The organism is Mesorhizobium sp. M0239, from assembly GCF_040321815.1.
GTDB lineage: Bacteria > Pseudomonadota > Alphaproteobacteria > Rhizobiales > Rhizobiaceae > Mesorhizobium.
Window position 1 is genome coordinate 1 of record NZ_JAMYSG010000057.1, and the last position, 15,039, is coordinate 15,039.

General features: G+C 57.9%; 13 protein-coding genes and 3 pseudogenes. 10 read left to right on the forward strand and 6 right to left on the reverse strand.

What is annotated here, in order from left to right; translation table 11 throughout:
* The 6 genes from NKI99_RS32660 to ehuA all read left to right on the forward strand — a co-directional run.
* The coding region (locus tag NKI99_RS32660; RefSeq protein WP_352613565.1) for a CocE/NonD family hydrolase at nucleotides 1-579 on the forward strand (579 nt) is incomplete at its 5' end.
* Nucleotides 580-598: 19 nt separating this feature from the next.
* A complete protein-coding gene (locus NKI99_RS32665) occupies nucleotides 599-1,444 on the forward strand; it encodes an alpha/beta fold hydrolase (RefSeq protein WP_352613566.1) in 846 nt (281 codons plus the stop codon).
* Nucleotides 1,445-1,747: 303 nt separating this feature from the next.
* Nucleotides 1,748-2,638, forward strand: a complete 891-nt coding sequence (gene ehuB / locus NKI99_RS32670) for an ectoine/hydroxyectoine ABC transporter substrate-binding protein EhuB (RefSeq protein WP_352613568.1) — start codon at nucleotides 1,748-1,750, stop codon at nucleotides 2,636-2,638.
* Between the two features lie 95 nt (nucleotides 2,639-2,733).
* The gene (gene ehuC, locus NKI99_RS32675) at nucleotides 2,734-3,393 is read left to right on the forward strand and encodes an ectoine/hydroxyectoine ABC transporter permease subunit EhuC (RefSeq protein ID WP_352613570.1); all 660 of its coding nucleotides are present in this window, start codon (nucleotides 2,734-2,736) and stop codon (nucleotides 3,391-3,393) included.
* Nucleotides 3,390-4,058, forward strand: coding sequence for an ectoine/hydroxyectoine ABC transporter permease subunit EhuD (gene ehuD, locus NKI99_RS32680; protein WP_352613572.1), 669 nt, complete (start codon nucleotides 3,390-3,392; stop codon nucleotides 4,056-4,058). The genes ehuC and ehuD overlap by 4 nt, the downstream gene beginning before the upstream one ends.
* A 10-nt stretch (nucleotides 4,059-4,068) precedes the next feature.
* Nucleotides 4,069-4,845: an ectoine/hydroxyectoine ABC transporter ATP-binding protein EhuA gene (gene ehuA / locus NKI99_RS32685; RefSeq protein ID WP_352613574.1), complete on the forward strand. Its 777-nt coding sequence runs from the start codon at nucleotides 4,069-4,071 to the stop codon at nucleotides 4,843-4,845.
* A 924-nt stretch (nucleotides 4,846-5,769) separates the two neighbouring features.
* On the opposite strand, the pseudogene NKI99_RS33930 reads toward ehuA, so the two are convergent.
* From NKI99_RS33930 to NKI99_RS32710, 4 genes and pseudogenes are all read right to left on the reverse strand, one after another.
* Nucleotides 5,770-5,944, reverse strand: a pseudogene (locus tag NKI99_RS33930) (Mu transposase domain-containing protein); the annotation flags it as partial.
* 200 nt (nucleotides 5,945-6,144) lie between these two features.
* Nucleotides 6,145-6,912, reverse strand: coding sequence for an SDR family oxidoreductase (locus tag NKI99_RS32700; RefSeq protein ID WP_352613575.1), 768 nt, complete (start codon nucleotides 6,910-6,912; stop codon nucleotides 6,145-6,147).
* A gap of 115 nt (nucleotides 6,913-7,027) precedes the next feature.
* Nucleotides 7,028-8,170 (reverse strand): M20 family metallopeptidase, encoded by a 1,143-nt coding sequence (locus NKI99_RS32705; protein ID WP_352613577.1) that lies wholly within the window; start codon nucleotides 8,168-8,170, stop codon nucleotides 7,028-7,030.
* Between the two features lie 15 nt (nucleotides 8,171-8,185).
* A complete protein-coding gene (locus tag NKI99_RS32710) occupies nucleotides 8,186-9,394 on the reverse strand; it encodes an aminotransferase class V-fold PLP-dependent enzyme (RefSeq protein WP_352613579.1) in 1,209 nt (402 codons plus the stop codon).
* Between the two features lie 185 nt (nucleotides 9,395-9,579).
* Here NKI99_RS32710 and NKI99_RS32715 point away from each other — a divergent pair, with 185 nt between their 5' ends.
* The gene (locus NKI99_RS32715) at nucleotides 9,580-10,392 is read left to right on the forward strand and encodes an IS256 family transposase (protein ID WP_352613581.1); all 813 of its coding nucleotides are present in this window, start codon (nucleotides 9,580-9,582) and stop codon (nucleotides 10,390-10,392) included.
* Nucleotides 10,393-10,533: 141 nt separating this feature from the next.
* Here the strand turns inward: NKI99_RS32715 and NKI99_RS32720 are convergent, their stop codons facing one another.
* A complete protein-coding gene (locus NKI99_RS32720; RefSeq protein ID WP_352613587.1) occupies nucleotides 10,534-11,751 on the reverse strand; it encodes an IS110 family RNA-guided transposase in 1,218 nt (405 codons plus the stop codon).
* 253 nt (nucleotides 11,752-12,004) lie between these two features.
* Between NKI99_RS32720 and NKI99_RS32725 the strand changes: the two are divergent.
* The 3 genes and pseudogenes from NKI99_RS32725 to NKI99_RS32735 form a co-directional block, all read left to right on the forward strand.
* Nucleotides 12,005-12,220, forward strand: a pseudogene (locus NKI99_RS32725) (transposase); the annotation flags it as partial.
* A 38-nt stretch (nucleotides 12,221-12,258) separates the two neighbouring features.
* Nucleotides 12,259-12,414 (forward strand): annotated as a pseudogene (locus NKI99_RS32730) (transposase); the annotation flags it as partial.
* A 773-nt stretch (nucleotides 12,415-13,187) separates the two neighbouring features.
* Entirely contained in the window at nucleotides 13,188-14,495 is a 1,308-nt protein-coding gene (locus tag NKI99_RS32735) for a M24 family metallopeptidase (RefSeq protein ID WP_352613582.1), read from the forward strand.
* Nucleotides 14,496-14,758: 263 nt separating this feature from the next.
* On the opposite strand, the gene NKI99_RS32740 is transcribed toward NKI99_RS32735, so the two are convergent.
* On the reverse strand, nucleotides 14,759-15,039 hold a 281-nt coding region (locus tag NKI99_RS32740; protein WP_352613584.1), incomplete at its 5' end, for a transposase domain-containing protein.

The window sequence follows — 15,039 nt, forward strand, 5'->3', positions numbered from 1 at the left end:
CCGGCCACCCATTGCAAGACTGCGACACTTGAGGCCCCCACGGTCATCGGTGAGCGTGAGTTGGGCGATGCACGCCTGGATTGCTGGCATATCTACCTGGACTGGTTCGACGGTTGGCTGAAGGAAATGCCCGACCGCATCGAGAGTGTGCCCCGCGTCCAATACTATGTCATGGGTCGCAACGAGTGGCGTTCTTCTTCAGAATGGCCGCCTGCCGGCGTGGAACTGCAGCGTTGGTTCCTGCGAAGCGGTGGAAATGCCAACACTCGCCTCGGCGATGGCGCACTTGAACTCAATCCACCTTCCGAGGACGAGCCAGCGGACACTTTTGTTTATGATCCCGGCAGACACGCGAACGGTTGCCGCATCAGCAGAGACGGCCAGACGAAATGGCGGGTCTCAATGGTTTCTGGAGACACTGGTTGGTCGAGACTCGCATTCGGCGATACTGCATCATCGGGCGATAAAACGCCGCTTTCCGGCGTTGATACAACACCATTCGCACAAAGTGCCCTCTTGAACGCTGCTACTCTCCTCGCGATCGGTTCCCGTTACATCAAAGCCGACTTACGCGGCTAATAGCTATGCTGAGGCGATAATGATCAGTGAACACCGTATATCGGTTGGTGGCATCGCGACGTCGTATTGCGAAAACGGAGTCGGCGAGCCAATCATATTCCTTCACGGTGCTGGGTTCGGCGCAGAGGGAAAGAGTTCCTTTATCCGGCAGCTGAACGGGCTATCCGATCGCTTTAGGGTGATCGCGGTTGATCAGCTCCATTTCGGTGGGACCGACTATCCCGCTGATCACAAATATATTAACCGACTCGGGCGTGTGGATCATGTGATTAGCTTCATCGAAGCGCTGGGATTGAAGCGGATCACGCTAGTCGGCAATTCAGAAGGATCATTCGTCGCCGCGCGGGTCGCGATCTTGCGTCCCGACCTTGTTTCAAAGCTCGTCCTGCTAACCGCCAACTCCGTATCCCCGGCGTTCGGAGACGATCGTGACGAAGCTTGGATGCAGGCCTGCCGGCAGACTTACGACTATTCCGGCCCGATGCCGAGCGAAGAGGAATACATCGCCAGGTGGCGGGAACGCGCCTGCGCGCAGGATTTGGAAGGCGCTAGGCGAGAGGCCTATCGGCGTGCCGCAGCGCGCGGACAGTACGAAATCTTCCAAAACAGACCCGAAGAAGAGATCGATATGCGTCTCTATGTGGTGCTGCAGCAAAATTACATCTTTCCTTACCTTGATCGGCTTCAGGCTCGAACATTGATTATTTGGTCCAAGAACGATCCCACCGTCACGCCGGATCATGGCATGAAGTTGGCAAAGCTGATTAGGGATTCGGACTTCTATCTGCTGAACAATGCAGGCCATGGCGTACACATCGACCAGAGTGAAACCGTGAACAAACTCATCCGTCAATGGCATACTTAGATCAACAGCGAAGTGGCTGCCAAACAACTGGCCTCAACGTTGCTCGCTGCTGACAGAAACGGGGCCTGCGCAATTGCGACTGACTCAGGCTGCTATCATTCGACACCAAGTTTAAGCCTCAGCCGCAAATGGTGGGCACGTGGGACGTATCCAACGGCAAGAAAATCTACCGGTTCCAGGCCAAAATGGTCTGAGTTGGCACCACGACGGGATATCGAACGACGACACTTTGATAGTAACGACGCAAATAATCCATTGTAATTAGTAGATCCGAGCGGCAAAAGCAACAACGGAGGATTACTGATGAAAGTTTGGCAGCAGCTCACGAACAGGAGTGTTGACTTGAGAAATGCGATCGTGAGGGGGATGGCTGCACTCGGTATCGCGGCGATGGCGATCGCTTGGTTTGTTGATCCGGCTCCCGCGCAATCGCTCTTGGACAAGATCAAAAACGGAGAGGCCATCCGGATTGGCTTTTCCAGTCAGGCTCCTTGGGCCTACCCGGGTGAGAACAACGAGCCGCTCGGCTTCGTTAATGCGATGACGCTTGATATTCTGAAGAAATTGGGTGCGACCAAGGTCGAATCGGTGGTGACTGAGTGGGGCTCGCTCATCCCCGGCCTCCAGGCGGGTCGATTCGATATCATCACCGGCGGAATGTACATCCTTCCCGAGCGCTGCCGTAACGTGCTCTTCACCGATCCAATCGGCACCGTTACAGAGGCGCTGGTTGTGCCGAAAGGCAACCCGAAGGGACTGCACTCCTACGAGGACATTCGCGACAAAGGCCTGATCTACGTCACCGGAGCGGGCTACGATTCTGTGCCAACCGCAAAAAAAGTCGGCATCCCCAATGACAAGATCATGCAGGTGGCCGGTGATCCTGAGATCGTCCAGGCTGTGAAGGTCGGCCGAGCCGATGCAGGGGGCGCTAACTATTTGAGCATTAAGGGCATGATCGAAAAGGGCGAGGGTGACTTCATCGAGCTCGCCGACCCGTTCACCTCACCTGCTAAGCCCGGCTATCCCGCCTTCGCCTTCTCACTCAAAGAGCAGGCCGCCGTCGATGCCTTCAACGCGGTGCTGAAAGATTATTTAGGCTCCGACGAGATGATGGCCTCGGTTGGGAAATACCGATACGATAAGAAAATGCTGCCGGACGGCACCCCGACTGCTAATCTTTGCAAGGGCTGATGCAAAGCGGACAATCGACACTCGGGCGTCGGGCCGCTTCCCGACGTTAGCAGGGAAGCGGTCCGATGCGATAGGTCATACGCGGGAGCAAATACGTGCTCAGGTTCAGTGCGACCGTATTGGCGCAGGGCATTTTGATCACCTTAGTCGTCACTCTCGGGGCTTCCTTGGTGGCGACCCTTCTGGGCCTAATTGTCGGCGTACTCCGGGTGTCTCCTCTCCGGCTGCTTCGCTGGTTCAGCATCGCCTATGTCGAGTTCTTCCGTGGCACCTCGCTACTGGTGCAGCTCTACTGGTGGTTCTTTGTTCTGCCGATCTTCGGGGTCACGTTATCGCCGTGGACAGTAGCAATCCTGGGCATTGGGATTCACATCTCCGGCTACCTTGCCGAGGTGGTCCGTGGCGCCATTCAAGGGGTCAACCACGGCCAGTATGAAGCGAGCATCGCGCTCAACTTCCAATGGTTCACAATGATCCGCCGGATTCTACTACCGCAGGCAATTCGCGCCATGCTGCCGATCTGGGGTAATATGTTGATAGAGCTACTTAAGGGTACCTCGCTCGTGTTCTTCATCACGATCCCAGAGTTTACTACCGCCTCCAAGGTGGCGGCCGACGCGACCGGTAACTACGTACTGTTCTTCGCCGTCGCGCTGTTTGGTTATTACGTCATCGCTCGCGCGCTCATCACACCGTTTGTGCGCTGGCTTGAGCGCGCTCTCTCCCGTGGTTTCGTGCGGGATGCAATGGGATGAGCATATGGGACTGGTCTTACGTCTGGGAGGCGTTGCCGTACCTCTATAACGGCGCGATCGTAACACTTCAGGCCACAGTGATCGGTTTCACGGTCGCTTTGGTGCTGGGCTTGATCTTTGCGCTGATCCGGCAGTCTCACAACCGCTGCGTATCCACGATCATGACGGAGATAATCGAGTTCGTCCGCTCAACGCCATTGTTGCTGCAGGTCTTCTTTATCTATTTCGTCGGACCTCAATTCGGTGTCTTCCTTCCTGCTTGGATTGCCGGCGTCGGAATGCTTGGCGTTCACTATGCCGCATATTGCTCGGAGTGCTTCCGCGCGGGCATTGAGAATGTGGATGGCGGCCAGTGGGAGGCCTGCACAGCGCTCAACCTGTCGCGGCGCCGCACCTGGAGCGCGATCATCCTGCCGCAGGCTATTCCACCGATCGTGCCGACGCTGGGCAACTACCTCGTAAGCATGTTGAAGGACACGCCGATACTCGCAGCGATCGCCATCCTGGAGATGCTGCAGCAGGCTAAGAATTTCGGTGCGGAGCACTACCGCTTCATCGAGGCGATCTCGATGACTGGCTTCTTCTATCTGGTCTTCAGCCTTGTGGCCTCGGCAATCGTCCAGACAGTCAGCTCCTGGCTCAATCGCCGCCTTCATCTGCGTTAGGAAATTCGTAATGAGTCCGCCAATCGTCCGCTTCGAGAACGTTGTCAAACGCTACGGCGCGCTGACGGTGCTGGACGGGCTAGACCTCGATATCGGGCGCAACGAAAAAGTGTCTATCATCGGCCCTTCGGGATCCGGCAAGACAACCGTTCTGCGCATGCTGATGACGCTTGAGAGGATCAACGGCGGGGTCATCTATGTCGACGGCGAGCCCCTAACGCATGAACTACGCAACGGCAAAATGGTACCGGCACGCGAGAGGCATCTAAGGCACGTGCGCGGCAAGATTGGCATGGTCTTCCAACACTTTAACCTGTTCCCGCATCTGACAGCTTTGCAGAATTGTACCGAAGCACCCGTCTCCGTGCTCGGTTTGCCGAAAAAGGAAGCCGAAGACCGCGCGGTCGAGCTGCTCAAAATGGTTGGCCTCGGCGACAAGAAGGGGCACTATCCGATTCAACTTTCCGGCGGACAGAAACAGCGCGTCGCCATCGCCCGAGCGCTCGCCATGCGGCCAAAGGTCATGTTATTCGACGAAGTGACATCGGCGCTCGACCCAGAACTCGTCGGCGAAGTGCTCAACGTGATCCGAAAGCTCGGCGCCGAACACGATCTCACGATGTTGATGGTCACCCACCAGATGGCCTTTGCCAAGGAGTTTTCGGACCGCGTCTGTTTTTTCTATGGCGGCAAGATTGTTGAGCAAGGAAATCCTGACCAGCTCTTCAACAATCCGCAGAATGAAAGGACGCAGCAATTCCTCAGTGCCGTGCTAGAGGCGAGGTAGGTATACGTGTCGCCTTACCTGTTGGGGAGGGAGGGTGGGAGCTCCACTGCATAACTTCACCTCGATAGGCCGGTGCGGTGCACTATTCCCAGCGTCGCGGCGCAAACGCACGACGCAACATCGCCGTAATGTCAAGCGAATCCAGAATCGACACGACAAACATCGTCGATCAGGTCGCCGGGCACTGGCCAGCTCAGTCCCGCCGCGGCCGAACCGTGGTTCGCGCCACACCCGAGCGTCAGGGCAATGTCCCGGCTGCTGACGCTGCCGCGCGAAAGCCGCAGGATCTGTCTCAGCTCTCTTTGCTGGCATCACGTCCCCTTAATTCTATTCGAACGAAGGAGTTGATGCTGCAGTTGCTGACCTACTGACCCGGGTGACTCTGTCGGTCATCCTCACAAGCGTCGCCGCCGTGACGAAATTGTACCTTGTAGTTCTGGCGAATGGCCTCGCGGCAGAGGCTCACGGAAGATGAAGTCTTGCGTGTTCCGGCGGCCCGAGGAACAGGACCGTGTCGAAGTGAGCGATCGAATGGCAGGTCGCAAGCTCCCTGATCTGGTCCTGATCCACCAAAGGCTGGGCCTCGAAGTCGAAGCCGTCTAATTCGCGCACGAAGGGCCAGGAAGGGGAACTGGGCGGGCTTGCTCGACATGGAGATGCGCCGCTGGTCGCGCCGGGCGACTCTCGCGGCACCAGAAACGCCAAGGCTTCCCCCAAAGATCTTCTTTGAGAGGGCCGCCTCGTCGCTGGTCGCGGACCGCCGTCAGCTTCAGCCGATCGCGGGTTCCGATGAGCACGTCGTGATCTACCTTCTTCATCACCAGCCGCCTCCGACCACGCCTCGTATTCCGCAAGCGGTCGCAGAAAGATGCCCGGCCGTTCTCGACAGGGGCTGCGCGCGCACCGTTGCCGACAAGGTGCCCTCCGATCTAGAATGCGTTGTCGCCGTCCTCGACACAGGGCATGATCGGCCATCACCTGGCGCGCATGACGGTGATCACCCGGCCTGTGCAGCACCCACGACCTGGACGCCTTCGCCCATCGGGCGCCAGGGCACCGAGCAACTGTTCGTGTCGAGATCGATCGCGCAGTCGGCCCTTTGAGGAAACCCGCCACTGCCAGTCCATCTTTGGCGCCCGATCCGCATCCAAAACCCTACTTTAGTACGCGGCGTATTTTTGGCGACCGTTGGGGACAAGGCACTGCTCAATAATTCGGTTGTGTGTAAGCTAGAGCTAGCGTGTGTATTTGGTGGGCTGTAACGGCTGCCGCGAACTAATGGTTAAACTTCACGTACAGCTACATTACGAGGCGACTACCCCCTCCATCAATCACTATTGTTGTGCCATTCAGGTATCTTGCTCGGTCACCGACGATAAATCCAACTAGCTCCGCGAGTTCGTCGGCAATTCCAATCCGGCCCAAGGGATTGATATAAGCTACACGTTCGATAGCGGTCTCTCGATTGAGGCCTTCGTCGACCATTAACGCCTCAATTCTCTTGTGAACTCTGCCTGTGTCGAAATAACCAGGCGCGACAACGTTCACGCGAACGCCGCTTCCCGAAAGTGTGTCAGCAAGGTGCTTAGCTAAAACTGCTATTCCGGAACGCATGATTTTCGATAAGAGTAGGTGGCCTGTCGCCTCATGCACGCCTGCCGAGGAAACATACACGATATCACCCCACGACCTGAAGATTTCATCGCAGCGGCTGCCGCTCGCGACTCGCGACACCCTCACTGCGCTCATGAGAAGTGTCTCGTAGGAATGATCCCAATCGCCGTCGTTAAGACTTTCGAGAGTACCGTACGGCATATGACCAGAGTTTACGACGAGGCAATCAATGCTGCCGAGTAGCTCGAAAGTATGTCGCAACAAAATATCGACATCGGATCGCCGTGCCAAGTCTGCAACTATCCCATAATCGCCTGCGCATCCGTCAATCTTCTGCAAGTCATCTACAGCTTTGTCCAAGTGCATCTTGTTGCGGCCACAAATTACAACTTCCGCGCGATCATTAGCCAGTCTCTTTGCGATAGCAAAGCCAAGGCCCTTGCTGCTGGCCATCACCAGGACCTTTCGACCATGACCATTCCAGTTTGAACCGATTGAGAATGACCATGGCTCATCTTTTTACGACGTGCCGCTAGTATCCTTGTAGGCCTCGCTTTGCCGTTTGACGCTAATAACTGAGCATTATTCGTCGATATATTTCAACTGCCCTATTAAGTTGATCCAATTCAATGAACTCATTATTCGTATGAGCGCGATCAATGCTCCCTGGCCCGAGGACGATGCAGGGAATGCCGGCCAACGATAGCTGACTAGCATCCGTGCCGTACGGTACTCCAATGTACTTGCCGGTCCCGGCAACATCGGCACACGCCTGCGCTGCCACGGAAGCAATCTTACTCGACTCGGCACTATCCGGAGCAGGATCTTCAAGCGCGGGCAGTAAGGATCGAACCTTGATGTCTTCGCGATCTCGCAAACCTTGCAGTATGTTCTCCACTTCTGCCAAAGCCTGCTCCGGTCGCTCTCCTGGAACGAGGCGGCGATCAACCCAGATGCGGCACGAAGGAGGGACGGTCGTCAATTCCAAGCCACCCTCGATAAGACTGACCGTCAAAGTTGGAGGACTGACCAAAGACTGGGTGCGCGAAGCGAGGTTCTGCCCGTGTTCGTTGAGCGACAATATAACCTTTGCCATCCCTGTGATTGCATTGACTCCTAGGTGCGGCTTCGAACTGTGAGCAGGGACGCCCTGAACCTCGATTTGCCAGCGGACGGACCCTTTGTGGGCGACTACAAGCTCAAGCTCGGTTGGCTCACCAACGACCGCGGCATCATACGACTTGCCGGAGAGAGCGATGGCGCGAGCGCCGATCTTGCGGTACTCTTCATCAATGCTGGCGGCAACGACAATTGTGGCATTCGGCTGACAGTCCCCCAGGGTACTCAGGGCGATCATCATTGCTGAAAGGGAACCCTTCGTATCGCAACTACCTCTACCGTAGAGTCGATTATCCTTCACTTCAGGAGAAAATGGGTCGGAAGCCCAATTGTCAGTGGGCACGGTGTCCATATGGGCCACAAAAAGGAGGCGCCGAATAGGGTCTTTGCCTGAGATCCAGGTCAGGAAATTCGAGCGGCCGTCGACAACGTGCTGGAGTTCATAAGGCAGGCTGCGGTCCCGGCAAAACCTTTCAAGATATTCGGCGACCCGCTGTTCTCCGCTGCCCCTTGCGGAAAGCGAAGGGTTTACGCTTTCAATTTTGACAAGGTCCTGAAGAAGCGCCACGGTATCTGCGCTGGGCGATGACATAAACTCTCCTATCTGCTAGTTATGTGGCGTAAACGACTTCGACCAATTATTGACTACATCGACGACTTGGTTGACTTCCTCCTCGGTGTTGTAAACATGGAGCGAAAACCGCAGGAGTCCTCGTCGCGTCGATGCAAGGACCTTATTTTTCGCAAGATGGCTGTGTAGCGATGGAATGTAGGCGGCGACTTGTTGCGCTCCGCCGAGCGCGGCCATGTCGCCCAGCGCAACAATGCTCCCAGTGTGCTTACCAGGAGGCCCCCCACATACAGGCAGTCCGACTTGTAACAGCCCTGAAGCCAATCGTGTTGCCAAAGATGTCACGTGCTTGTCGATTGCTTCTGTTCCGATCTCCAGTAGTTGGCCCAAGGATGCGTGGGCGGCAATCATGCCCGGGAAATTATAATGCCCAATGTCGAAACGGGGTGCCCCAGCCCGCAGCTTGGCGGCGTTGAGAATGGGAGCCGATTCTGGTGCGTTCCCGAGATCGACGCTGAAGCGAGCCAGGTAGGCTGGGTTGAGCTGATCTGCCCATTCCCGGCGGCAGTAGAGAAATCCCGATCCGTACAGGCCCATCAAGCCCTTTACAGTCGAGACGGCCAAGCCATCTACGCCCAACCGATCAACATCGGTATGGAGTATTCCGACCGATTGCGTGCCATCCGCCAGAAGGAAGGTACCGTGGCGCCTGCAGACCTCCGCAATAGGTTGCGTGACTGTGCGAAAGCCAGGAACCATCGTCGCGGTTGAAAGCGCCACAACGCGAGTACTGGAATCGACCGCATCGACAATCGCATCCACGGGAATCGCGCCATTAGTTGGCTCGACTACTTTCAATTCCACATTATGTAGAGCTTTGACTTGAAGCCAGGGCAGGATGTTGTTCGCGTGCTCAAGTTGAGGGCATAGGACAACGCTGTCTCCGGCTCGCCATTCGATCGCATTGGCGATTATGTTGATCCCCTCTGACGCGTTCTTCGTGATCGCAATTTCGTCTTTGTCCGCTCCAATAAATTGAGCAAATCTGGCGCGTGTCTTTTCAATATCCGCCAACTGGCCAACTTCGTCGTTTACACCGTGCAATCTGTTATTGAGATGCTCTTCGAACGACCTTCTGGTAGTGCGGGAGATCAATCCTTGATTTGCAACATCCATGTAAATAAAGTCTTGGGTTGCGGGGAAATCGTCACGAATGCTGTTTAATAAAAGCACACTGCCGTTCATGGTTATTGAGCTCGTCAATTGCGGTTTACATTGGTCCAAACGCCGCGGACAGCGATCCAGGCGCGAACGCGGCTGGCGGCAGCGGGGAACTAGCTTCGTCTCTGCAGGATGCACAATATCCGTTGGACGATGGGAAATTCCCCCTATTTCGCGCTCATGTTGAGGATTTTCTGCATAGATGTGAATTGCATGCAGGACTTCGAGCGGCGGAACTTCTGGACCAACTGCTTGCGGGTCGCGATCCGAATGAGGTTTTCGCCAGAGACGGGCTGCTCGACGATCTGAAGAAGGCGCTTTCGGAGCGGATTCTGAACGCCGAACTGGACGAGCACCTCGATGAGGAGCAGGCCGACGGCAACGCCAATCGCCGCAATGGCCATTCGCGGAAATCGGTGCTGACGGGCACATCGAAGATGACGCTGACGATCCCGCGCGACCGTGCCGGAACCTTCGATCCGAAGCTGATCGCCAAATATCAGCGCCGCTTCCCAGACTTCGACGAGAAGATCATCTCCATGTATGCGCGCGGCATGACGGTGCGCGAGATCCGCGGCCACCTGGAGGAGCTCTACGGCATAGACGTGTCGCCGGACCTGATCTCGGCCGTCACCGACGCTGTCCTGGAGGAAGTGGCAGAGTGGCAGAATCGCCCGCTGGATGTGGTCTATCCGCTCGTCTTCTTCGATGCCATCCGGGTCAAGATCAGGGACGAGGGCTTCGTCAGGAACAAGGCCGTCTACATCGCGCTCGGCATCCTGCCGGATGGCACGAAGGAGATCCTCGGCATCTGGATCGAGCAGACCGAGGGCGCCAAGTTCTGGCTGCGCGTCATGAACGAGTTGAAGAGTCGTGGCGTCGCCGACGTCTTGATCGCCGTCGTCGATGGCCTAAAGGTCCCGGCCCACAGGATTTCCCATGCGAGCGTGTCGAGACGCAGTCAAGGCTGGCCGGTGCGATGGCGCCGCGGCCGGCTGCGAGGTTTCCAGGCCACGCCTTGACGGCGTCGAGCACGGCGCCATTCTGGAGCGGACCGAGGGCGTCGGTCGTGCCGCCAGATTTCCTTGTGCTATATTTGTCCGGCACGGACGACCACGTGGCAAAGAGTGGTGCGAGAGGATGAGAGTGCCGCCACGCAGCCGTTATAGTCGTTCCTCGTTTGTGGCGTCCGTGCGCCGCTTCGGCCCTCGTGACCGCCAATGCCGAACCATTAGCTCGTAGGCACGTTCGGCATTCTCGGCCGCGGCTTTCTCGCTGTTTCGCAACTCCTTCACGTTGTAGGCGTAAGCCGAACCGCGGCGACCGACACCGCGCTCGCCCGGCGCGCCGGCCTTGAGAGCGAGCTGCCTCTGCTTTGCCGCCATCAGCGCCGGGCGAGCCCAGAAGTAGTCCTGCTCCTTTGTCAGCAGATGCCAGATCAGCACGGCGAGCTTGCGGGCGACCGCCACAGCTGCGACCTGATGACCACGCTTGTTACGGATGCGTAGGAAGAAGGCCCTGAGCGGTCCGGGCGCCTTCGCCGCCGCCCAGGCGGCCTCGACCAGCATGGCGCGGGCATGGGAACGCCCATGTTTGCTGATCCGGCCATATTGCGCCAAGCCAAGACCGGATTGGCGCACACGCGGATTGAGGCCGAAGTAGCTCACCAGCTTCTGCGGCTCGCGGAACCGCCGGATCTCGCCGACCGCGGCGATGATACCGCTCGCGACGATGACATTGACGCCGGTGATCGTCTGAAGCCGCCGGACTTGCGCATCATCAACCGCTTCCCGGGCGATGTCGCGATCGAGGTCAGCCAGATCCTCGGCCAGGCGATCGATCTCGCGGATGTGGCGGGCGATAGCGGCCCGCTCGTCGTCGGGAAGCACCTGCCGCTCGAGCCAGGCGCGACCGCGATTGTTGAACAGATCGGCATGCGGGCACTTCGGCACTAGGTGCGCCTGCAGGATGCCATGCACCTCGTTCTTCACGCGCGTGCGATGCCGAACTAGCTGGTTGCGCCGCGCGACGAGGCGGCGAAGCCGCTCGGTCCGCTCGTCAGGTACCCAGACCTCCGGCAGAAAGCCGCTGGCATGGAGCTGCGCCAGAACGCCGGCATCGATCTTGTCGGTCTTAATCCTGGCATGGGCGATCGCCTTCACCTGCATCGGGTTGGCGACAATCACCCGGCCGACATAGGGCGACAGAACCCGCACCACCGCCATGGCGTTGCCCGTGGCCTCGACGACAACCTCATCCGTCCGTCGCAAACTGCGGCCGAACCCTTCCAGTCCCGAGCGGGTCATGTCGACCCGTCCGTGATGGCGCAGCCGGCCGTCTTCCCAAACCACCACCTCCGCAAAGGTGCGGTGGATGTCCATTCCAATCACACGTCTCATCGGCTCCCTCTCCTCAAACAGTCGGGAGCCGGCGGGCGACGCGACACCTACGGATCCGCGCTCTCGGCGCAACCGGGCAGGTCGCAGGGGCGGCCAGCTACTAACGCGAGCTCGCAGCTCATCGAATACATCGGCCTGCCCGCACTTGGCGTGCTCCCGGTGCCCCTGTCCCGGATGGTCGCACCATACGCCGAAAATCGCTCATCTCCAGCGGGGATCGGATGGCACCGTCATGATCATACCGGTTACGAATGCAATTGAGGCGTTGAACTCCAAGCTGCGCCGCGCCGTCCGCACCCGCGGACACTTCCCGAGTGACGACGCGGCGATGAAACTGCTATATCTGGTCCTGAACCATGCGGCTGAGGAATGGAAACGACCGCCGCGCGAATGGTTCGAGGCCAAGACCCAGTTCGCCGTTGTCTTCGGCGAGAGGTTCGTCAGCCAATGACGAGACCGGCCTCGCGCACAGAATTCCTGACAGTCCCGGAGATCAAGCGGCGCACCCTGGTCGTTCGCATCTTCCCCAACCCGCGGAGCTGCCTGCGGCTGGTTCGGGCGCTGGCGGTCGAGATCCACGAGAACTGGCTCGAGGCGACCCGCTATCTCAACATGGATCATCTGGGCACAAGAAGGAGAGCCTGAGGGCCTTGGCCGCCTGAGCACCGTCATGTGTCCGCCGCTCCGCTAAACAGGGGGGCTGCGCGGCGGACACGCCGACGTCACCGCAATGCCACGCCATTTTGCAGAACTTGACGCACACAACTGCGGGGAGCCTCACGCGTTGTTAGTTGAAGTTTCCCGGGGGCAGTCATCGTCCTTGGCCAGGCAATCGGGCGATCGAGATGATCCCCGTCGCCCGCTCGCCGTGCGCCACAAGCCAGTCAGGAGAGCTGGTGGCATAGGAAATGTCACCGCTTGCCTCGTGGTTCTCTGTGTCCCTGCGGTCCTGATGGCAGCAAGATCTTCCGCATTCTGGCGCTTACCTGCTGCCCATTCCGCAGTGTGCGCCAAGGTGACCAATGGGACCTGTCCCAAGCTGTCACCTAAGCTAAGCCAGGTCCTCGCAGACTCCGCCGCTGAAATTGTTGCAATTTGGAGAGCCAAGCGCCGACCCTCGGATGTCGTCGCTGACGAAACCATCGGCGCTGATGGCAGCGAATCCGCACCTCGATCACAAGTTTGCGCATCTCGATCGGCAGAGGCCGAGACTGTCGGACGCCAAATGGTTCAAGCCGACGAGGGTCTACGATCTCGACGCGGCCACAACCTTCCGCGCAGAGCTCGCCCACCCGTTGGGGCTCCAAATTTGCCGGCTGGTGCTCTGAACGAAGACAGGCGCTGACGCGTTTGGCTAACATTTCGATTGTTGGGGTGGCTGCCGCTGTAACAGCAATGTCGACGAAGTCGGAGGCTTTTTGGCGATCAAAGCCAACTCAACGCAGGTTTCCTGCACCAAGTGGGAAATCACGACAACGTTGTGTGCGGATCGGATGCTACGATATGGCGTACAGCGCGTGGCGCGCCTCTTTGTTCGAAGGGCTCCGATGAAAGTTTCCGGCATAGATACCATAATGGTACAAAAAGACCTCGCTTTTTCTATCGACGAGTATCAGAGAAGGCTCAAGGCGGTTCGCGAAGGCATTGCAGCCCGGGATTTGGACATCCTCGTGGTGACCGTCCCTGAGAATATGCTGTACCTAAGCGGGTACAACACGCTCGGTTATGCCTCCGCTCAGTATTTGCTTATCCCGCTGCAAGGGGAGCCCTTCCATATTACCCGTGGCATAGAAGAGGTGAATGTCCGCGCCTATTCGTGGATAGATAACAGTACCAGCTACATGGACCACGAGGCCCCGCTCGAGCTGCTCGCGGAAACGCTGCGTAACCTGGGTTTTGCCAAGGCGAAGGTCGGATTTGAGAAAAGGTCTTGGTTCTTCACGATCGCCGACTATGAAACGCTCAAGACGCTCCTCCCTGAGGTTCGTTTCGAAGACGGCTCTATGATTGTGGAGAACGTCCGCGTTGTTAAATCCGATGCTGAAGTAGACTATATCCGGCAGGCGGCGCGGATTGCTGAGGCCGGCATCGACGCAGGCATCAACCAAACAAGAGCCGGCGTGAACGAAAATGAAATCGCCGCCGAAATCCAGCGCGTGGTAACGCTCAAGGGAAGTGAATACCCCGGCTACCCGCCGTTTGTGACTTCGGGCGTGCGCACGAGCTATGCGCATGGGACGTGGTCGGGCCGGCAGATTCAGCCGGGTGATCCTGTTTTCCTCGAGCTGTCCGGCACCGTTCGACGCTATAGCGCCGCGATTATGCGGGCTTCCGTGGTCAGTCCATCTAACCGCGAACTGGAAAAAATGGAGGACGTGTCACGAAGGGCGCTGCAGAACATGCTCGACGGCATACGTCCTGATCGCCCCCTCGGTGAGGTGTGGAGTATCTGGTCGCAGACCGTCAACGATGGCGGCTATGAAGGCCGCTTCAAGCGTACGGGGTATTCCATCGGCATCAGCTATCCGCCGGATTGGGGTGAAGGGCACATCCTGTCCTTTAAGCGCGGAGAAACGCGGGTCCTCAAACCCAACATGGTTTTCCATATCCCCTCGATGGTCAAAGCCTTCGGTTTTGCGGATGTTGGCACAAGCGAGACCGTTCGGGTGACCGAAACTGGATGCGAGATTTTGACGAACTACAAACGGCAGCTGTACGTCCGCTAAGCCGTCAGACGCAGACTTCTGACCTTGGTTTATGCAAGCCGGGCCGGTCAGTAATAATGGCGGTGATCCGATTGCGGCCCGGCTCGCTCTCACGCCAAAAATGCGTAAGCTTGAAGTACCAAGCGACGCTTCGTCCAACATAGCAGCAGGTGGGCAAAATGCGCGCAATCGAAATCCTGGTCACTGCTTATGTCCATCGGTTCTCCCATCGCCGGCGTCAAACATAGCTCGCGGCGGCTTCGCCTCAGTCGTAAGCGCTGTTCTCAGGCCACGGCCTTGAGCTCAGGCGCCCGGATGTAGGCCCAGGGCAGCAAGTCGTCGATCTGGCTGTTCGGATGGCCGTTGACGATCCTGGTGAGGACGTTGGCGAGATAGCCGAGCGGCTCGACACCGTTGAGTTTGCAGGTTTCGATGAGCGATGCGATGACTGCCCAGTGTTCGGCACCGCCGTCCGAGCCCGCAAAGAGGGCGTTCTTGCGGTTGAGCGCCATCTCGGGGTCATTCTGCCCATGTTGGGCAGGAGGTCGAGGTCCATTACCGTTGG